Source organism: Marisediminitalea sp. (assembly GCF_984433645.1).
Map to the genome: position 1 here is coordinate 1 of NZ_CFIDRX010000002.1, position 20,309 is coordinate 20,309.

Genomic DNA, 20,309 nt, shown 5'->3' on the forward strand with positions numbered 1-20,309 from the left:
CTGGTCGTTAAGCGACTTGGCGTTATCCCAGTTTATGGTTGCCCAGGTGAGTGCCTGAGCTGGCTCATTGGCTAAATGCAAATAATAGAGCGCGACTTCGGCGGCATGCGAGGTGTCCTGATTCATTTCTCTAAGTTGTACCCGCTGAGCCATCTGTTTTATCCATTTATGCTCGCCGCCAACCTGCTGTTCTGCGAGCGCCAGGTAAAGCAACATACTGTCATTGGGAACCGCAGTTTTGTCGATGAGTGGTGCCAGGTGTGTCAGAATTTCCCGGCCTTGATTCATTTGAAGTTTGGCTTTCGACCAGGCAACCCAGGTACTCACTGGCCAGTCACTGCGCTCAGTCCTCTCACAATAGGCAATTGCTTCTTCGGGGTTGTCAGTGTACAACGCCATATCGGCCAACACTTCGTTGATCCAGGTTTGCACCTGCACAGGGGCCCTTTCACTGAAGCGTGTGACTTTTTGCAGTTGCGCATAGTGTATTTCAGAGGGTTTTTGCTGCATGCGCGCTTCCATCAGGCATGTTGTAGCGACCAGTAAGTCAGTTTGTCCTATCAGGCGCTCGCAAAGCAAAATTGCCTCATCAGCCTGTCCCTGATTCAGTGCGACGTTAGCCAGTAGCAGTCGAGCCTGAGTATTGAGTGGGTTCATCTCCAGCAACATCTCAAGCTGTAATTGCGCTTCGTCGAATCGGTGTTCATGCTGAAGTAGTCTGGCGTAAAACATACGCTGCCTTGAAGTGAGGTCGGTCTCCATGGCAGTGTGTTCAAAGTAATTCAGGACTGGCGTTAACCAACGAGCATCAAAGTCCGGTCTGGTACTGTTTGCCAGCAAGCGCTCAATTTGACGGGGACTGAAAGTAGTTTGAATCGTGCTGTGATCGTCATGCCCGTGTACGTGAGCAAACGCGGTGTTAATTTCGAGAATCAACATTGCGATTACCGTCATGCAAACTGCGGTAATTGAGCCCAGAATAGGAATGTGAAATAGTGATTTTCTTTTCATAGCTGCATCCTGAGGAAGCCGTCCCTGGCCGGTTGGTTAATTGTCTAACAGATCGTCAAAGTTACCCGGTGAATTGGCATCTTCGATGTATTCCCGTCCGTTCACGCTAACAGGTTCGGCGTTAGCGTCGAGGGTAAACACCGTTCTTACGGTGTCGTTGAAAGACACCTCCAGTGCTTCAACCGTAATGTCTATAAACCCGGTTACCGCAAAGGCGGTGCCATCAGACACTGTGTAACTGAAGCTGTCTGCGCCGGTGTACTCACTATTAGGGGTATAGGTAAACGCACCGCCTGATGACAAGCTCAAGGTACCAAACATAGGACCCGTGGAAACCGCATAAGTCAGTGAGTCGCCGTCAGCGTCGGTCGCATTAAGCTGGTCAGTAATGGCCACTTCGGTTTGCGTTGTCAGTGCCCGTGAGTCAGCTTCAGGAGCCCGGTTAGTATTCTGTGAAGTGTTATCGTCATCAGACGAATCAAAGCAGCCAGTAAGACTCACCACTACAGCAAGAGACAATAAAGATAGTCTTTTCATTGTGCTCTCCTATTCTGAACCTGGCAGCGGCGTAGCGAGATAAGGGAAGGTGCTGTCCATCATTGACGCATCCAGTGGCGCACCGTCGGTAAATGGCACTGTACCTACGTTGGCGTCATCAGGCGTACAGAGTCCCAGATCTGTATCAGTACCGTTAACCGGGATCGGGTAGCACAAGCGGCCCATAACGACACGAAGCGCAATATCAACAACGTCATCACCAGGGCGACGGCCGTTGGGGAACCCTGCAAGGTCGTCACCGGCTACGCCTGCCCATGATTGTTGATCTGCCGGCGTCGCCGGAATACCGGTGTTTAATCGCAGCATTTCTGAAGGTGTTACGGTGGCTAACTGATTCACGCCCGGGAAGCCGGTCAGGAACGCGGTAACCAAATCCATACGAGGAATATTAGTTGGAGCCAGCGTGTCCAAATTGGCGCCCAGGGTAGTGTTAACCGCATCTTTAAACAGGATATTGAGTAGTTCCGGTAACGCTGGGTGTGTTACGTAATCCGCAAACTGACCATCGTCTTTGGGATGCGCAGTAGAGAAACGGTCTTTGTCACCAATACCGATTACCAGTTCGTTTACCAACGGATTCCCCAGTCTTGATACCTGCGTTAGCGGGCCTTGTTGCACATCTGGCTTGCTAAACGTGGCATTCGGGTTTAATACGCGGCCTTGCGGCAAACTGGCTGTCGTCCAGGTGCCAATAGTGCCGTTGCCGTCACCAGTGATGCAGCTAGCGTGGATTTCCAATGCAATGCTGGTAACGTTTTTGTCTGCAAGATCGTCATTGCTGTCATCTTGTGTAATGCCGCCCGGGAACCCACCAGCATCGTTAGCACCTGGTGCACTGTCACCTTCTACTGGTACGTAGTTAACCAAGTCGAAGGTTTTTCCAAGGTTGACCACAAACGGGTCTTTGCGCTGACCGACGAATACTCGCGCTGGCATCTCACAGTTAGGCACAGATACGTTATATACAAACTGGTCTGCATAACGTGCATATTCCGCGGCAGAGCTAAAGGTTTTATTCCCGATGTAGTCCAGCGGCTTGGCAAAGCCCATGCTGCCTTCAGCACTGAGCATAGTTTTAGTGCCATCGCGCATACCGCCTTCGATCATGGCAAAGGTATAAGACTCTGAAAAATTCGCCGCACTCATGTCATCAGCGCTGATTGGACCGATGTTTTTCAGCGGGACCTTCACTGCTCGTTGATTGTCTGCAGGGCCGATATTTAGCGCGATACCTTCATTGTTTGCCGCCAGGTTAGACGTAAACTGCCAGGTAAAGGTAAGGTCTTCCATTGCATCGCCGTCGTTGTCGATGTGAATGGCGTAAACCGCAGCCGGATCCATAGCGAAGTAGTTAGGGCCGCCATAGGCATCTTGCAGAGGAATATAATTCGCAATCAGGGTAACAAACCCATCGCGACCCTCTTCGTAGCTGTTAAACGCGTAAAAGTCGGTACTGTCCAGCGCCGGCGAGCGGGCAATATTAGGTGCCTCGCGGTGGCTGGAAGCATTTGCAAGTGTGGTAATTGCAAGACTGCTTAGTAAGATTGGCAAACGTATTTTATTCATATCAAATCCCCATTTGGGTGTGTGTTGTCGTGAGTTCCAATAAGAAGTTGAAGGCGTTTTCAGCTTCTCTTATTTAGCCGTACGACTGAGGGATTCGATGTGGATGCAGAAAATGTTAAAAAAATGGTAATTTTTTTAAGAGGGCAAATAAAACAATAGTCGAGTGGAAATGATGAGCTCTCAATGCTGAGAGCTCACACGAAATTACACTTTGGTAAGTGGTGAAATGTACAACACTTCGGTGGGAGAGCCTGACGGTGAGCCGCCGAGTGGCTCAAGGCTTACTGCAAGGGCAGAAACGCCGGCCAGAGTGAGTTGTGACGGTCTGACCAACTGTACGTCACCCGTTTTAGGTAACAGGCCAAGTGAAACCGGGGCGCTGCCATCATCCGGCACCATCCATAACTCATAATCTTTATTTTGTTGTGCCACCAGATTACTGGTTGCACGCGTAAAGATATGGTTGTCAGACAGCTCAATGAGCCACAAGGGTTGATGCGCCTGATCGGTGACTACGGCTACACTGGATATGTTTGGCTCTACGGTCGGCTGAGTTAATGGCATTAACAGCACAATCAGAAGTACCGCCGCCGTACTTAGTCCTGCCAGAACCTGCCAACGCTTGCTGTTGGACTTCTCAGGCTTGAGTGTAACGACATTGTCAGCTTGCGCTACCCAGCCTAATTTTTGCTGAATGTTATTCCATACCGAAGGGGGCGGCTGCACAGGCTTCAGACCCTCGCCCAAGCCGTTGAGGTGTTGCTCCCACAGCCAGGTGGTTTCGCGGATGGTTTGATTTTCCATCATCAGGGTTTCGTAGCGTTGGCGGGCTTTGCCTTTCAAGGTACCCAGAACGTACTCCGCCGCCAACGCATTACACAGTGTCTCTTTGGCATAATTCATAATGACAAACACCTCTGTAAGCTCACCAAACCACGGCGGATCCAGCTTTTAATGGTGCCAAGTGGTGAAGACAAATGTTGAACAACTTCAAGGTGGGATAGTCCATTAAAGTAAGCCAGGTGAATGGCTTGCCGCTGTTGAGCATCCAGTTCGTCGAGGCAGCTCTCAAGCTTTGGGTGAGAAAGTTTCGCCTCCAACTCGAAATTGCTTTCGTCGTCAGTAGGCATACTATCGGGCTCGGTATCTTCAGTCTTTCTTACGCGCTGATAGCGCAGCATGTCGAGCGCGCGGTAGCGGGCAATACTAATAATCCAGGTAAGCACAGTGCCTCTTGCTCTCTGGTAATTTGCTGCGTTGTGCCACACTTTAATAAAGGCATCCTGTGTTGCTTCTTCTGCAAGCTCTTTGTGTTTAAGTAGCTTGAGCACAACAGCAAATACCTGTGGACTGGCAACTTTATATAGCTCAGCGAAATCCTCTCGGTTCCCCTGAGCTGTTCCGCGTAACAGCGGGAACAGGGTTTCTTGCTCCATAACAGCCTCAATGGGTTCTTGCGTTAATGTTCTGTTTTTATCGATGTGTAAAATGACCAAGGCAGCATGTAAGCGTGTCGCACTGGTAAATCACTTTGCACATAGTTATAACGATTCGGGTTGCTGAGTGGATGCAGCTAATGAAGAATTTTCGTCATCCTGCGGTTCTGCCTGTTTCTCGGACAAGGCTGGCAGCAATATTTCGATGACGGTACCTTTGCCGGGCTTGCTGTTGGCTACCATTTTGCCCTTGTGATTTTCAATGGCTGTGTAGGCTACAGACAAACCGAGCCCCTGACCCTGGCCTTCCGGGCGGGTTGTGAAGAAGGGTTCAAAAATGCGCCCAAGGTGTTTCTCATTGATACCGCAACCCGTGTCGAGGATTTTTATATGCAGCATGGCGCCGCGCTGCTGAATAGATAACATAACCAACCCTTTGTCGGTGATAGACTGGGCGGCATTCATGAGTACGTTGGTCAGGGCTTGTTTCAGACTGGCTGATTCACAATACCACTTCAGGTTTGGCGGTTCGCATTTCACTTTGTAAGTCGGCGCTTTGTATTGCACGCCAATGAGTTGCACCAGTTGGTTGGCGGTTTCATCGAGATTCAGTAAACCCCAGCCGGTTTGTGTATCTTCCGCAAAAGAGCGCAGTGTGGAAACAATCTCACGCACCCGTTTGAGTCCGTCTTTCGACTCTTCGATAAGCGGGGCGATGTCTTCGCTGACTAAATCGACGTGGTTGGATTGAATAATCTGATTAAATTGTTGCTGCAGTTCGGTATCACTGTGTATTTCCACCAGGTCCCGGCTGGCCTGGCAGGCGTCGAGCAGGTGTTTTGCATACTGTTCAAGGGTATTCAGATTGGCGGTAATAAACCCCATAGGGTTATTGATTTCGTGGGCTATACCGGCGGCTAACTGACCGGTCGATGCCATTTTTTCAGCCTGAATCAGTTGTGCCTGTGCGCGGTCCAGTTTGCGGATCAGTTTGCGTTGCGCTTCGTGCTCGGCCTTTAACTCCTCGGCCAACTGCGCCTGCGCCTTAAAGTAACTCGCCTGTGCAGTGACATCCTGGATCAGGATACAAGCACAGAGCTGGCCGGTGTCGGGGTCTTTGTGTGGCACAATTTCCATGTTTTGTACCATCTGTGTTTCTTCGCCGGTAATCGGTCGGCTACTTTTAAACGGGAAGATATGCGGTCGTTGTTCCCAGTAGCTAAAACTGGGGTGTTTCAACACAAATACCGACTTAATACGCCGTTTCAAAAACTTTATCTGCTCTGGAAACACGTCACCGATAGGTTTTCCAATGGCTTCGTCGCGCAGTTCTGATGCCATGCGATCAAGAAAGAACGCATTCAAATGCGTAATGATATAATCCTGGTTGACTAAACAAATCCCAATCGGGAGTTTGTTGAGTAGGGGGTTATCCATTTCCCGCTAGCCCAGTAACTCATCAATCGTCGAGGTGAGTTTATGCAGTGATGCGTCGTCCAGGCAAAATACAACCCGCATGGTAAACGAAGAGATCTGGATATCAAATTTGACCTCCATTACCAGACTGTGTTGCCAGCCCAGCTGATTAAAATCATGCTTCTCAGGCTGAAACAAGGTAGGCATTTGCAAATTGGTGGTCAGCTCGAGTTGTTCAGACAACCCCGACAAACAGGCACCAGCCAGAATATTACACAGTTCCAGAATGGTCTCTTTTATATCGGCGTCGGACAGTGGTTGCTCGTACTCCATGAGTTCTGCCACCTCAGCCAAACCAGATTGCGACAAAATGGACATGACCTCGCCATGAATATCGCCCATAAACGACTGGCGGGTGTAATGAGCCTCTTGATTATGCCTCACCATCTCGAACAATTGTTCTGGCGTAACGGCGGTAATGTTAGGTATAGATATACCTATCTTTGTTTCGATTAAATGCGCAAGACTATTGGCAGCCTGACCCATTGAAATGTTCATGAGCTCTTGCAGGGCGTCTCGCTGGTCTTCAGTGAAAGCAATAGCATCGTTCATAGGTAACCCAACTCGAAAAGCGTCATCGCCAACTCTTCTTTGTCGAGTGGCTTACGAAGGAACTTCTTTGCCCCGAGGGACATCACAATTCGTTGTTTTTCCGGTTGAAAGTCAGCGCTAATCACAATTACGCTGGGCGAGCTGGACTGATTAGATAAATATTCGAGCACACCCACGCCATCGACTTCGGGCATGGTTAAATCAAGCAGCAATAGTTGAAATGGCTGCACCGACAGCTTGTCGATGGCTTCTTTGCCATTAGTGGCTTCTTCAATGGTGACTTCCAATTCTGGCGGCAACGCGCGTATTACACTACGCCGAGATAGCTTGGAATCATCCGCTACCAGTACCGATAAACTCATGCAGCACTCCGGGGCTTTTTCGTTAACCTAAGTATTTGTCATTTTCGTAATCCTGCAAGTTATCTTCGCGTAATTGTTAAAAATTACTGCTTTAGTGTAACTCGTCGGATGTTCTTCATTGCTTTATGTGACAAATGTGACTATTGGTAATCTTATGGTATTTAAGCGTGTGTTATGTATAAATCTGAATACACAAGTATGCAAAGTGATAATCGTGCGGAGGAAGGAAGTCTCGGGGAGCCCCGGGCTATCCGGTCCAGGGCTCTGGTTGAAGCGCAGTTAACGACGTTGTTGAATGAACCGCGCGATTTTATTGCCGTCAATAATTTTGAAGTTTTGTGGCGCTGCCGGCATGACATTGCGCCCGTCCTGCACCACTAACAATCCGTTCGGGTATTGCGGCCCCAAATTATGAGACGTAGCTGCGAGTCCGTCGGTTTCCGAGACGCCGTCGATACCTGCAAGCGGGTTCATAGCGACACCAAATGTGCCGAGCAGGCGTTGGTTATCGTCCAGCGCATAAACAGCGAAACGGCTGTTCCCCTGGCTGGATACTATCAGATAGCGCTGCTGCTCGTGGCGGTAAATATCCATGCCTTCAATATCTGCGTGTACCTGCTCATTTACTGCCGCAATCAACGTGGGGGCAGAGGCATCCGTTATCAGCGAACGCTTCCAAACGCCGGTCGATTCTTCACCGTAATAAAGTGTGCCAGTGTTATCGTCAATAACACAGCCTTCAGGCTGGCTGGGCAGGGTGAATTCGTTCAGGCGCTGAGCACTTACCGTCGTGTCTTTAATGGTTAGCGCGTAGTGCTGAAAACGCCCATCGGTGTTATTCACCACCACGTGTAATTGAGCGTTGATTAAACCGGTACACAGCCCATACACATCCGACAGATCTGTGGGCACGTTGTCCAGCAATGCGACGGTACCTTGATTGTCTATACTGAATACCGACAGAGATTGTGATGAGCGGTTGCTTGCTACGGCTATATCAATACTGCCTTGTGCAGTTTGAATAGCCTGGCGCACATCCACATTGTTCACTCGTCCTACTGGCAGGGTTTGACGCAGACTGCCATCCAGCGCATAGACATTGAGGCCAAATTTTTTGTCTGTTCCCAGAATGAGGCTGTCTGAGGGGGAGTGTGGGTTTATCCAGAAAGCCGGATCGTCGGCGGCATCACCATACCGGTTTACCGGGACGGTTTGTGCGTCGGCGGTGAGCATGACACTTTGTTTCTCAGGTGCCTTTTTTAACCCTGGTCCCGGTAATTTAACGGCAAACAAGGTGTGACTGGCTTCGTCATAAATACCGGCTTGCAGGCCCTGTGAGGTCGCGGCAACACTGATGCTTTTGAGTTCGAACGTATCGTCGAGCTGCCAGCTTGTATTCTCCGAACCACGCATATGAATGCGGGCTTCATTGGTCGCTACGGTAAAATACACCTCTTCACTCAGAGCTGATACGGATTCGATTTCCGGTGCATTGGCAAAATAGTCTAACTGTCGGGTATTTTCCCCTTCTGGCTCGGCGGCGTATTGCCATATGCCGATTTCCTCTTCTGCTAAATAGAGCGTGCCTGATGCATCGGCAACACTGCAAGAAGAAATATTAGGGCCTACCATCAGGGTGCGTATATCCGTTATTTGCCAATCCTCTTGTCCGGGCAGTAACAGCGAATGTGTCAGTAAACCGCGGGCATCGGTGCTAAATACAAACAAATCATCCTGTGATTTTTGCAGGCAAACGGTTTCGCGATCTGCAAGGTCGGCATGCGCAAGCAATCGCGAGTTAAACTCGCCTGATGTTGTATCCAGCGTGAACACCTGCATAGCGCTGGTATTGTTGTCCAGCGTGGTGATCACCAATGTCTGGGCGTCCAGCCAACGCCAATCGGCCTGACTAAAGTGGCCCTGCCAGTGACTGAGTGTTTTGTAATTCGGTGACAGCCAGTGTAATCCAGTGTGCTCACTAACAACCAACCAGCCCGATAAAGTGTCGTTTGCAACCGGTAGTAAGTGTTCACCTTTTATCTGGATTTCGTTAAGTTCAATAGGCGTCGCAGGTCCTGTGTGTGCTTGCGTGGATGCTGTTCCCGAGCAGCCGGTTAACAGCAACCCCAGACTCAGGCTTAGGGTTAAAGCGGCAAATTTCATTGGGCGGCTTCCTTGTGTGGCTGAAGTGAATGACTGTAAATCACGTCGCCTTGATCATTAATAAATTGAATCAGTGTTTCCCGGGCATTTACGCTTACCGCAGCAAAGCCTGCTGTGGAAGCGGCAAATCGGGTGAATTCACGTTGGCCGGTCGGACGAATTTCGGAACCCGCGCCAGATACAAAGTGCGCCATGTGCTTTCCGACAGGCTGGTTGTGCTGAAGATCATGTTCGTGTCCGGCAAAATACGCATCTACCTGATACTGCTCTAACAGCGGTTCCAGTACGTTGCGAATTGCTTTATTTTTCCCGTAACGTTTGCCGCTGGAATACAGCGGATGGTGACCTATTACAAATGTCCAGGTTGCGTCCTGGTGCTCGGCCAGTTGCTGCGTCAGCCACTTAAGCTGCGCTTTCGCATCCTGTTTTTGTGTCTCTGCGTATTTAGCTTCCTGCTGGTAGTCCGGGTTCAGTGGGCTGGTGTCCAGAAAGAGCAAATGGACGGTGGCGCCATCGTCCAGTGTTTTCAAGACGCTGTAATATTGAGCGGGCATGTTCCAGCGTCGACTTTTGGCGCTGTAATCGATTTGTGCCTGCCAGTTGCCCCGGTAATCGTGGTTTCCCAGCACAACGTACCAGTTACTGAATAAATGAGGGCCGTGATAGACATTCTCGAACGAGGTCTGCCAGTAGGGATCGTCTACCGATGCGATACCGTTGTCGTAAAAATTATCCCCTGTCGACACAATCATATCGACGTCAAATTGCCTGGCTGCGATATCCATCCATTGTGCCACACTGCGCTGTGCGAAATGGCCATTGCGGCCCCAATCGCCCAGCACAAGCCAGTTCCAGCTTTTATCCAGCGTGTCAGTGTGCGTCGTAGCAATGACGTGCTGCTGGTAATAGTCGTCGGTATAAACGTCGCCAGCCAGCGAGTTAGCATGCAGCGCAAGACACGCGATGCCCCATAAAACCCGTATTTTCATTGTGTACCTTAGGTATTGCTATGCGTTTGTTAGCCGCTGGCCGCAAACGCAGTCTGTGTTACTAAAATTAGAACGGGCGCGCTGGTCCTTGTGCGCCCGCGCTATTTTCTGGCTTATAGCTGCCAGTTGAAGCCCAGTTCGAACGTGCGACCATATTCTTCATACTGCGCGTTTTGATTGCGCTGATCGAAGTAATGGTAGTAAGGCTCGTCATTGATATTAATTGCGTTGAAGTACACGGTAACGTCATCGTTAACGAAGTATTTGCCGGTAAAATCAAACTGCTGGTGGGCGTCTTCCATGCGAATCATGTCACCGTCGATTTCTTCGAGGTTCTTACTCTTGTAAGCCATGGTGAGTCGCAGGCTGAATTGATTGGCTTCGTAGCCAACTGTCAGGTTGCCCACGGTATCAGACTGGTTAGGCAAGCTGGTTTTGTAGCGCTCGCCGTCGAGTAACGTAGTGGCATTTGAATTTGAGAAAGTGCCGTTAGCTGAGAGCAATAAGCCGTTGTCGAAGGCTTTCACCCACGACAATTCCAGGCCTAACAAGTCGGCGCTTTCACCGTTGACCGGCTGAATGACTTCGTCATAGCCTTCCCAGTCACTGGTACCGGCAACGTCGGCGTAAATCACGAAGTTATCGATTTTCTTATAAAATAACCCGGCGGACAGGGCCCCAATGTCGCCCGGGTAGTATTCCAGAGACAGATCATAGTTTGTGGCTTCATAAGGCAGCAAAGCAGGGTTGCCCACTTCCGCTTCGCGCTCGGTAACAAATTCGCCATCGTCCTCTTCCGTCTTGCTTTCGATAATCTGGTAGGCGGCGGACTCTTCAAAGCGGGGGCGAGAAATAGTCTGGGTAAATGCGGCCCTTAGAATCAATTGATCCGAAAAGGTATACTTGGCATTTACGCTGGGTAAGAAGTAGTCGTATGAGCGGTCTGCCTGCCACGGCGTATTAACGACTTCTTCTACGTCGTTTTGCTCGTCTTCTACCAGTTCAACACGCATACCAGAGGTATCGAAGTCGGTATTTTCATAGCGGACACCGGCAACAATGTGCCATTGTTCGATATCAAAGGTACCCATAAAGTACGCTGCAAAAATATCTTCGTTGGTGTTGTATGACGCGCCGTTCGACTCGAGTTCAGAGTCCAGTTCTGCCAATTCCAGTGAGCCGCGATTTTGTTTAAAGTCGCTGCGTAGTGCCGACCGGTTTAATCCCGGCCCGAAGTTGCCCAATCCCCAATCGGGCTGAGTGGCAGCGAACTGAGAGGGGTCTACGCCATCAAAATCACCGTCGAAAATGTAAATGTTGCTGTCGACCTTTTTGCTGCGTTGGCGCACTTTAAAACCGGCTTTCAGCTCACTCAGGTAAGGGTCATTGGCAAAAGAGCGGGTAATGTTTGCCTGAATACTGTTTTCTGTGTCTTCGGTGTAGTTATCTTCAAAGCTAATTTCGTCGAGCTCATAAGTACTCAGGTCGTCGACATCGGCGTTATAGGTCAGGGAGGGAATGCGACGCATCATATCGCCTTCTATGCTGTCGTTTTCAGTAACCATCACGTAATACAACGCATCGGGTTCATCTTCGTCAGACTTCGCATAGCCCAACTGATAATCAAACAGCCATTCGCCGCGAGTGTGTTCTCCGCCCAGCGCCGCAGTAAAGATAGATTGCGATTCATAACGATCTTTGGATTCGCGCTCGACTTCCGAATCTTCACCATCCAGTACAAACGTATTGCGCTGGCGGTACTCGGCGTCAGAAAACTCGCTGTAAAGGGTGCGCAGGTAGTACTGGTTATTAAAATCTGGTCGATAGTCCAGGTTTACCGCCGCACCTAACCGTTCCCGGGTAATGGTGTAATGGCGTTGTTCTATCTCGTCATCGGCATTGGATTCGATATTGTCCGAACCGAAGTCACGTTCGAAGTAACTTAGCGCGGCAGCAATACCAAACGTGTCATCCCACAGGTTGGTGTAGGTGGCTGATGCTTTGGGGCTTAATTCGTCACGCAGCTGATTCTGACTGACCTGCGCACTGAGTGTGGCAGTCTGGCCTTTGCGGTCAAACGCGCTCACACTTTTTACTTCAATAGCACCACCAATGGCATCGGCGTCCATATCAGACGTAACAGACTTGGACACTTCCAGTGTTTGAATAAGTTCCGACGGAATAACATCCAGTGCTACTGAACGCACACCGGCTTCCGGAGACGGAATATTCAGGCCGTTGATGGTGACGTTGTTCAGATTAGGGTCGATACCACGGATGCCAACAAAGCGGCCTTCGCCCTGATCGCGTTCTATCGAAAGGCCTGGCAAACGCTGTAATGACTCTGCTGCGTTCTGGTCCGGAAACTGGCCAATGGCATCAGCTGACACAATCGATTTGATGTTGTCGGCCATACGTTGTTGGTTAATTGCATTTGCCTGACCGCTGCGCTGTCCGCGCACCATGACCTCTTCCAATGCATCGTCTTTGGCTTCCAGTGTGATCACCGGTGTCATGTTTTCACCGGCAACGAGAGACACAGTCTGGCTAACGGGCTTAGCGCCCAGATAGGTTACGACCAGTGTGTAGTCGCCCGCGGGCAGGTTAGTAAAACGAAACGTGCCGTCACGACGGGAAAATGTGACTTTGTCGAGTTCTTTGATTTCGATTTTTGCGCCGGCAAACACGCGGTCTTGCTGGGCATTGGTCAACTGACCTATAAGGCCTGCATTGTCAGCCGCCACGGCTGAGGATGCGGCAACAATGGTGCCTACCGCAACGGCTACCTGTGAAATTTTCATAGTCATGTGTGTTCTCATCGAAGAAGTGTTGTAAGCGTTGCGGCTAAGGTAGGAATGAAAAATGACAGTTCTGTGAAACACATCATGACGTTTTTGCGACAACGGCGCCAAAAAGCACCTTTTAGGTGCTTTGCCCACAAATGTTGAGCCCAAATGACCCCCTCATAACTCATTGATTCTAAATGCTTAACAAGCAATTTTCTGATTTTTTCCGCGGGAGTTATCACAGTAGTGTCACATTCGTGAGCCAGAATGACCCCTATGATTTATGCAATTCAATATACGCTGTGGTACGTAATTTTTGGTTGCTGCAGAAAGTAGGACTTACGAATGAACTTCAGTTTATTGTTTCGACATCAGGGCTTGCTGGCATTTGTTGTAGTGATACTGACCCTTGCCATGACCTTGTGTACCTTGCACGGTGAGTTAAAACCCATGACCAGCATTGAATGGCTCGATGTCGTGGGCGAAGGCAGCGTGTGCCTGCTGACATTGTGCTGGATTTTTGCGGTTATGATTAGCCGCCCGCCGGGGCAGGTGACCACTTTGCTGGTGGTTGGATTAACCCTGTTTAGCTTTTCTGCCCTGCTGGATGTGATTGATGAGTTCACCCATTATAGCAATGCGGCAACCTGGTTGAGCCTGGTAGAGTCGATTCCTGCGGCAGTCGGCATGGTGGTAATGAGCTACGCGTTATACCTGTGGCATCAGGAGCAACTGGCGCTGAATCGTCAGTTACAACGTCGCGAGCTTTGGTATCGCAGTCATGAACAAATCGATGTGATCACGCAGCTGTATCGCGCAGATTACTGGCGAGATCGCGCCAGTACGCTTCAGGAGCAAGGTGTCGACGCGTCGGTGATTGTGTTAGACATCAATGATTTTTCTGAATTTAACCTGCGCTACGGTCACCAGGAAGGCGATCGTTTCTTACGTGAGATTTCGCAATTAATTGTTATGAATCTGCGCGCAGTAGACTTGGCCTGTCGCTACGCCGGGGACCGTTTTGTGATTCTGCTACCGGATACCGGTGTGCCCGAGGCCCGAGAACTGGCGGAACAGTTGGAGCGAAGTATTCGCAATGTTGCGTTCAAAAGTGGCGGCCAGACAACCGCAATTTTCCACTCCGTTCGCAGTGCCTGTGCAAGGCTGAGTCAACACAGCACGTTGGCGGATCTCATGTCCGGCCTGAATCGGCAATTAGATGAAACATCCCGGCAGGTGGCCTGAGCCTGTGCAGGAAACAGTACGCAGTAAAAAGTGAAGTGCTGATGCGTAGTTCTGACGGCAAGAATACACGGCTGCTAACGGTAAACGACAAAGTGTTACCGGGGCGACAGCTGGCTGCAAATTTAGTGGCGGTCGCGGTGGCGCGAGGTGCGCCTGAGCACAAATTGTTGCGTGGCACCGGTATTTTTACCGACGATTTAGTCGGTGACAGCACGCTGAGCTGCCGGCAAATTCAAAAACTCGCCGCTAACGCGACCCAATATGCCAAAGGCTATGATGTTGCCTTTCGTTTTGGGCAGCAATTGATAACCGGTTCTATGAGTGACGCGCTGCCGTACTTTATGCATGCCCGCTATTTTGGCCAGTGCCTGAGAGCCTTACCTGTGTTTCAGACACTGGTGAGCCCGTTTGTATCGGCACAGCGTTTTGAAGATGATGACTGCTACTATTATCTCCTACAGGATGCGATGGGCAGTGGGAAATTGTTTGTCTTCATGGTTGAGGCTTATTGTGCTGCATTAGTTGCACTGGCGAAAATGTGCACGGGGAAACGCTTGCCCTTTCATTTTGATTTTCCCTTCGGCAGGCCTCGCCATATTCAGGAATACGAGGAAAACCTTGGGTTTCGACTGCGGTTTAATCAACCTGTGTTTGCAATTCGCATTGAAAAACAGGCTATGTCAGTGCCTTGTTTACAACCTAATCTGACCTTGCAAGCCTACGCCCGTCATCGGCTCAATCGGCAAATACACTGTCGCCGAGGCTTGCTCGACAGTGTACGTGCTCTGTTGCATAGAAATTCGTCGCTAACCCTGCCCGAAGCCGCGGCCAGGCTTAACATGAGCGCAGCCTCACTCAAGCGTAAACTGAGTGAACATCAAACCAGCTTTAGCGATTTACATGACAATATTCGCAGGCAGCAAGCGATTTTCTACTTACAAGTGCAAAAGCTTAACAATGAGCAAAGCGCGGTAAAAATGGCCTTCAGTGATATTACGAATTTCAGGCGAGCGGTGAAACGCTGGACAGGGCTAACCCCCAGTGAACTACGCCAGGTCTGAATAAAAAAGGCCGCATATACATGCGGCCTTTGACTTCCTGTCGTCTTGCACTGTCCAAGGGACCTGATTAAAAGCCCTTAGGCTTTCATTAATTTGTACATGTCTTCCAGTGCTTTCGGCATGGCGGCAGCATACTTTTTGACGTCTTCAATGCGGCCGGTGCTGACGCGTGACCATTGCTGATAGGTGCGGTACTGGCCGCGGATCAGCACATCCTGTTGTTCCATCGCTTTGCGGAACGCATTGGCATCGCCGTCGTCACCCAGGTTAACGAACACAAAGTTTGTAGTAGAAGGCAGGGCGGTTAAGCCGTTAGCTTTGACTGCTGACATAATGATGTCGCGGCCTTCTTTGACCTTGTCGCGCGAGAAGGACTTGAATGCTTCGTCATTGTAGCTGGCAATCGCTGCGGCGAGGCCGGCCTGGTTAATGGAGTAACCACCCAAACCGTACTTGTTGATGAATTCCATATTCTCTTCGCTACCCAGCATGTAACCAACGCGCATACCGGCCAAACCGTAGATTTTAGAGAAGGTGCGGGCAACAATGATATTGTGGCCTTCGTTGATCAACGGGATCATAGAGTGTTTGGGACCGTCTTCGATCAGTTCGTTATACGCTTCGTCTACCAGTACCAGTGTCTTTTTAGAGGCTTTGATGCAGAACTCACGTAACTTCTTCGGATCCAGTAATTTACCGGTCGGGTTATTCGGGTTGCATACGTGTACCATGGCGATCTCTGGCGTGATCGCGTTGTAAAGCGCATCCAGATCGATATCCAGTGCCGCCGTATTCGGGACACGTACAATCTCAGGTCCACCCTGGCGTACCGGTGCCATTGAGGTGGTATCCCAGAACAAATCCGGGCCGAGGATTTTACCTTTGCTGGTGGCGGCAAAGGCGGCAAAGGCCAGAATCAAACTTGAACCGGCTGTGATCGATACGTTTTCCGGCTTCAGTCCATTGGACTCGGCAAGCATATCTCGTAAGTACATACCGGCACGGTAGGCGTAATATGCGCCGCCGTCTTTACTGGCTTCAGCGATGGCTTTTAACGCTAAATCACTGGGTCCATAAGGGTTTTCGTTAGCGTTCAATTTCGCTACACCCGGTGTTGGGCCATACATAATACCAGGCGCTTGCATGGTCTTTGCTGACGCAAGGCCTGCCGGGGTAATAATACCTGCCGCGCCTGCTGCTGAGGCAGCTAATGAACCGCCCAGAAATAGTCTTCTTGATGGGTTATAAGTCATGTGTTGTTCCTCTTAATTGAGTGTGGCCGGTTATAATGCTTTGCTAAACATGGCAACGGACACTATTACCAGGTAAACGCCAAACAGACGCTTTAGCATTTTTTCGCTGAAACTATGCGCCATGGATGCACCAATGGGCGCCGTCATGATGGAACCCACGCTGATGGCAATCAGAGCGGGTAGGTTTATGTACCCAACGGTGCCAAAAGGCATCGCTTCCGGGCTGGCGTTCTTCATGAATAAAAATCCAATTGCGCCAGGTAGGCCGATTAGCACACCAACGCCCGCTGCAGTGGCAACAGCCTGTTGAATTGTGCGACGGCACATGACCATAGTAATCACCGTAGGGGTGCCCCCACCGATCCCCAGCAAGGCTGAAAATCCACCAATTACAAAGGCCAGTATGGCTTTCCCCGGGCCTTTTGGCATAGAGAAAGACATGCCCGGACGAACCACATAATCCGGGAAAAGAAAGTAAATCGAATACAGCAATACACCCGCTGCAAATACGATAGTTAATCCACCACTGCTGGTGTGGTTGGCAATGGCCACACCGCTTAGTACGCCAAGAATAATCCAGATAAACCAGGACTTAAGCATGTCGAAATCGACAGCGCCACGCTTCTTGTGTGCAAGTACCGAACGAGCACTGGAAATTACGATGGAAGCCAGGGAGGTTCCGATAGCAACTTTCACTAACTCGTCAGAGGCAGGGGTAAAAAAAGGAAAGACTGCGAGAAGGGCAGGGACGACGACAAAACCTCCACCATTACCAAAAAGGCCGGATGTAATGCCTGCGACTGCGCCCGCAACGCACAAAGTGAGGACGAACCAGACGAGTTCAATCTCCATAACAACAGTGCTCCACTTGTTAAATAAAAATTCGTTTTTTTGTAATATTTATAAAGTAGAAAGTATAATTTTTGGGGCGTTTTGTCGCGTGGATCGCGATGAGTGACATGATACAGACGACCAGCCTTGCGGCTGGTCGAAGTCGGATTAGATCACAGAAATGATCCTCACCTTTAGAACGATGCGTTCAGCTTCATGTAGTAGTAACCACCTTGCCAGTCAACAATAGAGTCTGAGCGGTAGATACGGCCACAGCAGGTTTCACCAATGGTGCCTGGGTCAGGGTAGTTGTCGAACAGGTTACGCGCACCCAAAGACACTGACAGTGTTTCATTGATGAAGTAGGTACCTTCCAGATCGAACATGTACTCAGGATCGAACTCCTGAATCTGTGCTACACCGATAGGCTCGCCGGCTTCATTTGTCTCGATTCCATTTGAGTTCTCGTAAGAACCGTAGTAACTCAAACGGGCGGTAACGCTAAAGTCGTCCATTGAATGTTTAACAGAAACTACACCGCGTGTACTCGGGGTGCCGTTTTCAAAGTCAAAGCGGTCTTCCAGATTGAATAAGTCACCTGGGTCGCCATCAAACTCGTTGGTACCGTAGTTAAATGATGCCGTGATCATGGTGTCACCCATATCAGACTCCAAGCTGTAAGTGGCAACAACATCCAAGCCTTCAGTAACGGTATCAAACGCGTTTTGGAAGAAGAATACGCCACCGATAGTGTTAGCACCGACTACGCCAGCAGCATCAAGCGCCAAATAATTTTGGTATGCGCCGTATCCATCAGCGTCAGGGTCTGTCACTACAGTCGTGGAAACATCCAAAGTTGAAATCGCGTTAACACGGTCTTCCAGCAGAATGTGATAGTAGTCTACAGTCAGGGTTAAGCTGTCTAATTCTGCGGTTAAACCAAAGGTAAAGTTAGTTGATGTTTCTGGCTTAAGAATCTCAGCTCCTAATGCCTGTGCTACTACACTGTTCGCCGGGAATAAACCGGTCGCAACCGGGAAGCCATTTGGTAAACGTGTAGAAACGTTTGTAGTACCTTGCTGACCAGGAGTAGGAGCGCGGAAACCAGTACCATATGAAGAACGCAGTGCAACTTCGTCAGTCAGCTGGTAAATACCCGCAATTTTGTAAACCACTTCAGAACCAAAATCAGAGTAGTCTTCGTAACGGATCGCAGCTTGTGCAAACAATGCGTCAGTTATATCACCAGAGATATCACCGTATACCGCGTAAGAGTCACGCTCGTAAGTGCCAATGAACTCGTCTGAATAACCTGGGAAACCGTTGGAACCTACGCCTACGGCCGTGAATACAGGATCTATACCGTCGAAACCATCAACAGGATTACCATTCTCATCGGTTGCTGAGGTGTAGTTCGCACAATTCAACCCATTTGCAATTGCCGTAGCAACTTGCTCATCAGTTGCCAGTCCAAAACCGTTGTCTTCGCGAGAACACAGACCATATGGATCAGGAATTGAGTGAGGGCCAACAGCATAAGACGCTTCATCGCCCTGAGAGATCTCGTAAGACTCTTCCATGTAGCTCAAACCAAACGCCAGTACATATTCAGCAAGGTCATACGTAAAGTCAGCCTGGAATTGCAATTCGTCGTTGCTCAGGTCTCCAGGGTGGAATTTAGTTGGAGACGCACTACCCATAGATGGGTTGATAGTGTTAGCCAGTGTGTATGAAATCTCGTTATAGCCGTAACGACCACTGATGTCATAACCCAATGAACCCGTCATGCCTTTTAGGCCAGCAGCAAATGAGTAATCTGTGATGTCACCAAAGAATCGAGGTGTGAAACCACCTGGGAATTCTTCTAACGGAGAGTAGATTGTGCCGTCGATTTCACGCAGGTCTTCGATTGTACCGTTGCCTGGGTAACGATAGAAGAATGAACCATCACCCTCACTCTCTGAGTAGTTTGCAAAGCTGTACAGTTCCATGTCGCCAGACAGCGCATAGCCCGCGTTAAGGAATACTTTTGCACCGCTGTAGTTCGGTTGACCCCAAGGCTGTACTTCACCGTCAGTACCGTGAACTGAACGCCCCATTGCTTCTGCATCTGCTACGTACTGCTCAGACTGATCGTCTACACAGAACCAGCTTTCACAGTATTGCTCGCCGCGGTATGTTGCTTCTGAGTCAGTAACTTCTGCAGAGATGCTCAGGAAACCGTCGTCACCCAGTGAGAAACCTTTGTTACCACTGATTGTGTATTGTTGACCGTCGCCTTCATAATATTGGCCGGCGTCTAAAGACAGTGAACCGCCTTCAGCGTTATTTTTCAGCTGGAAGTTAATTACCCCAGCGATAGCATCTGAACCGTACTGTGCAGCAGCACCGTCACGAAGTACTTCCACACTGCCTAATGCAGCTGCAGGAATGGTTGCAAGGTCAGGACCCTGGGTACCTGAACCTCCGATCTGAACTAATGCAGCACGGTGACGGCGTTTGCCGTTTACCAACACCAATGTTTTGTCTGTAGGCAGGCCACGCAGTGACGCAGGACGAATGAAAGTACCACCATCAGAAATTGGCTGACGGCTCAGAGTATAAGAGGGAACCAACGTCATCATGATGTCGTTCATATCAGATGAGGCCACGCCGTTAATGTCATCGGCGGTCAGTACGTCTACCGGTACTGGCGAGCTGGTTACGGAACGAGGAGCACCACGCGCACCAACAACCGCAATTTTTTCAACATTTTCTTCAGCGGCTTCTTCTGCCATTGCAGAGGTAGCTACTGTCATTGATAGCGAGTAACCGGCAAGACCTGCCAGCACTGCTGCATTTAATTTATTGAGTTTCATCATGTGTTCCCTAAATTGCCATATCGCTATGATCTTTTTAGGTGCATGCGCGCAGAGCGTGAAATCACGCAGATGGCCAAAATTGCCCCAAAATGGTACGCGTAAGCACCAAACTTAAACATTTATTGAGCTTAGTGAGGACGACAACACGCGCCATCGTCT

At 49.8% G+C, this 20,309-nt stretch carries 16 protein-coding genes; 2 read left to right on the plus strand and 14 right to left on the minus strand.

Going from position 1 to position 20,309, the window contains the following annotated elements:
• The 11 genes from AC4MRN_RS00470 to AC4MRN_RS00520 form a co-directional block, all read right to left on the minus strand.
• Positions 1 to 1,011 (minus strand): tetratricopeptide repeat protein (locus AC4MRN_RS00470; protein WP_491202181.1); only part of this gene is annotated, 1,011 nt, incomplete at its 3' end.
• A 36-nt stretch (positions 1,012 to 1,047) separates the two neighbouring features.
• Positions 1,048 to 1,548, minus strand: coding sequence for a cadherin-like domain-containing protein (locus AC4MRN_RS00475; RefSeq protein WP_491202182.1), 501 nt, complete (start codon positions 1,546 to 1,548; stop codon positions 1,048 to 1,050).
• A gap of 9 nt (positions 1,549 to 1,557) precedes the next feature.
• Positions 1,558 to 3,135 carry a DUF4331 domain-containing protein gene (locus AC4MRN_RS00480; protein WP_370241434.1) on the minus strand — a complete coding sequence of 526 codons (1,578 nt, stop codon included), beginning with the start codon at positions 3,133 to 3,135 and terminating at the stop codon, positions 1,558 to 1,560.
• 204 nt (positions 3,136 to 3,339) lie between these two features.
• On the minus strand, positions 3,340 to 4,038 hold the full coding sequence (locus tag AC4MRN_RS00485; protein ID WP_491202183.1) for an anti-sigma factor: 699 nt from the start codon (positions 4,036 to 4,038) through the stop codon (positions 3,340 to 3,342).
• On the minus strand, positions 4,035 to 4,571 hold the full coding sequence (locus tag AC4MRN_RS00490) for a sigma-70 family RNA polymerase sigma factor (RefSeq protein WP_491202184.1): 537 nt from the start codon (positions 4,569 to 4,571) through the stop codon (positions 4,035 to 4,037). The genes AC4MRN_RS00485 and AC4MRN_RS00490 overlap by 4 nt, the downstream gene beginning before the upstream one ends.
• Positions 4,572 to 4,676: 105 nt before the next feature.
• Positions 4,677 to 6,008: an ATP-binding protein gene (locus AC4MRN_RS00495; RefSeq protein WP_491202185.1), complete on the minus strand. Its 1,332-nt coding sequence runs from the start codon at positions 6,006 to 6,008 to the stop codon at positions 4,677 to 4,679.
• Between the two features lie 6 nt (positions 6,009 to 6,014).
• Positions 6,015 to 6,599 carry a chemotaxis protein CheX gene (locus AC4MRN_RS00500; protein WP_073323849.1) on the minus strand — a complete coding sequence of 195 codons (585 nt, stop codon included), beginning with the start codon at positions 6,597 to 6,599 and terminating at the stop codon, positions 6,015 to 6,017.
• Positions 6,596 to 6,961, minus strand: coding sequence for a response regulator (locus AC4MRN_RS00505; RefSeq protein ID WP_073323847.1), 366 nt, complete (start codon positions 6,959 to 6,961; stop codon positions 6,596 to 6,598). The genes AC4MRN_RS00500 and AC4MRN_RS00505 overlap by 4 nt, the downstream gene beginning before the upstream one ends.
• 279 nt (positions 6,962 to 7,240) lie before the next feature.
• Positions 7,241 to 9,124, minus strand: coding sequence for a phytase (locus tag AC4MRN_RS00510; protein ID WP_491202186.1), 1,884 nt, complete (start codon positions 9,122 to 9,124; stop codon positions 7,241 to 7,243).
• Positions 9,121 to 10,113 carry a purple acid phosphatase family protein gene (locus tag AC4MRN_RS00515; RefSeq protein ID WP_491202187.1) on the minus strand — a complete coding sequence of 331 codons (993 nt, stop codon included), beginning with the start codon at positions 10,111 to 10,113 and terminating at the stop codon, positions 9,121 to 9,123. The genes AC4MRN_RS00510 and AC4MRN_RS00515 overlap by 4 nt, the downstream gene beginning before the upstream one ends.
• 113 nt (positions 10,114 to 10,226) lie before the next feature.
• Positions 10,227 to 12,920: a TonB-dependent receptor gene (locus tag AC4MRN_RS00520; RefSeq protein WP_491202188.1), complete on the minus strand. Its 2,694-nt coding sequence runs from the start codon at positions 12,918 to 12,920 to the stop codon at positions 10,227 to 10,229.
• A gap of 324 nt (positions 12,921 to 13,244) precedes the next feature.
• Here AC4MRN_RS00520 and AC4MRN_RS00525 point away from each other — a divergent pair, with 324 nt between their 5' ends.
• The gene (locus tag AC4MRN_RS00525; RefSeq protein ID WP_491202189.1) at positions 13,245 to 14,144 is read left to right on the plus strand and encodes a GGDEF domain-containing protein; all 900 of its coding nucleotides are present in this window, start codon (positions 13,245 to 13,247) and stop codon (positions 14,142 to 14,144) included.
• Positions 14,145 to 14,185: 41 nt separating this feature from the next.
• Complete coding sequence (locus AC4MRN_RS00530; protein ID WP_491202190.1) at positions 14,186 to 15,205, plus strand: helix-turn-helix domain-containing protein; 1,020 nt, start codon at positions 14,186 to 14,188, stop codon at positions 15,203 to 15,205.
• A gap of 77 nt (positions 15,206 to 15,282) precedes the next feature.
• Here AC4MRN_RS00530 and AC4MRN_RS00535 read toward each other — a convergent pair whose 3' ends face one another.
• The 3 genes from AC4MRN_RS00535 to AC4MRN_RS00545 all read right to left on the minus strand — a co-directional run bounded on the left by AC4MRN_RS00535 (position 15,283) and on the right by AC4MRN_RS00545 (position 20,150).
• Complete coding sequence (locus tag AC4MRN_RS00535; protein ID WP_073323835.1) at positions 15,283 to 16,458, minus strand: pyridoxal phosphate-dependent aminotransferase; 1,176 nt, start codon at positions 16,456 to 16,458, stop codon at positions 15,283 to 15,285.
• Positions 16,459 to 16,488: 30 nt separating this feature from the next.
• Positions 16,489 to 17,310, minus strand: a complete 822-nt coding sequence (locus AC4MRN_RS00540) for a sulfite exporter TauE/SafE family protein (protein WP_073323833.1) — start codon at positions 17,308 to 17,310, stop codon at positions 16,489 to 16,491.
• A gap of 173 nt (positions 17,311 to 17,483) precedes the next feature.
• The gene (locus tag AC4MRN_RS00545) at positions 17,484 to 20,150 is read right to left on the minus strand and encodes a TonB-dependent receptor plug domain-containing protein (protein ID WP_491202191.1); all 2,667 of its coding nucleotides are present in this window, start codon (positions 20,148 to 20,150) and stop codon (positions 17,484 to 17,486) included.
• Positions 20,151 to 20,309 lie beyond the last annotated feature (159 nt).

Coding starts and splice junctions, on each gene's coding strand:
- AC4MRN_RS00475 (WP_491202182.1), bottom strand. CDS start 1,548: ATGAAAAGACTATCTTTATTGTCTCTTGCTGTAGTGGTGAGTCTTACT.
- AC4MRN_RS00480 (WP_370241434.1), bottom strand. CDS start 3,135: ATGAATAAAATACGTTTGCCAATCTTACTAAGCAGTCTTGCAATTACC.
- AC4MRN_RS00485 (WP_491202183.1), bottom strand. CDS start 4,038: ATGAATTATGCCAAAGAGACACTGTGTAATGCGTTGGCGGCGGAGTAC.
- AC4MRN_RS00490 (WP_491202184.1), bottom strand. CDS start 4,571: ATGGAGCAAGAAACCCTGTTCCCGCTGTTACGCGGAACAGCTCAGGGG.
- AC4MRN_RS00495 (WP_491202185.1), bottom strand. CDS start 6,008: ATGGATAACCCCCTACTCAACAAACTCCCGATTGGGATTTGTTTAGTC.
- AC4MRN_RS00500 (WP_073323849.1), bottom strand. CDS start 6,599: ATGAACGATGCTATTGCTTTCACTGAAGACCAGCGAGACGCCCTGCAA.
- AC4MRN_RS00505 (WP_073323847.1), bottom strand. CDS start 6,961: ATGAGTTTATCGGTACTGGTAGCGGATGATTCCAAGCTATCTCGGCGT.
- AC4MRN_RS00510 (WP_491202186.1), bottom strand. CDS start 9,124: ATGAAATTTGCCGCTTTAACCCTAAGCCTGAGTCTGGGGTTGCTGTTA.
- AC4MRN_RS00515 (WP_491202187.1), bottom strand. CDS start 10,113: ATGAAAATACGGGTTTTATGGGGCATCGCGTGTCTTGCGCTGCATGCT.
- AC4MRN_RS00520 (WP_491202188.1), bottom strand. CDS start 12,920: ATGACTATGAAAATTTCACAGGTAGCCGTTGCGGTAGGCACCATTGTT.
- AC4MRN_RS00525 (WP_491202189.1), top strand. CDS start 13,245: ATGAACTTCAGTTTATTGTTTCGACATCAGGGCTTGCTGGCATTTGTT.
- AC4MRN_RS00530 (WP_491202190.1), top strand. CDS start 14,186: ATGCGTAGTTCTGACGGCAAGAATACACGGCTGCTAACGGTAAACGAC.
- AC4MRN_RS00535 (WP_073323835.1), bottom strand. CDS start 16,458: ATGACTTATAACCCATCAAGAAGACTATTTCTGGGCGGTTCATTAGCT.
- AC4MRN_RS00540 (WP_073323833.1), bottom strand. CDS start 17,310: ATGGAGATTGAACTCGTCTGGTTCGTCCTCACTTTGTGCGTTGCGGGC.
- AC4MRN_RS00545 (WP_491202191.1), bottom strand. CDS start 20,150: ATGATGAAACTCAATAAATTAAATGCAGCAGTGCTGGCAGGTCTTGCC.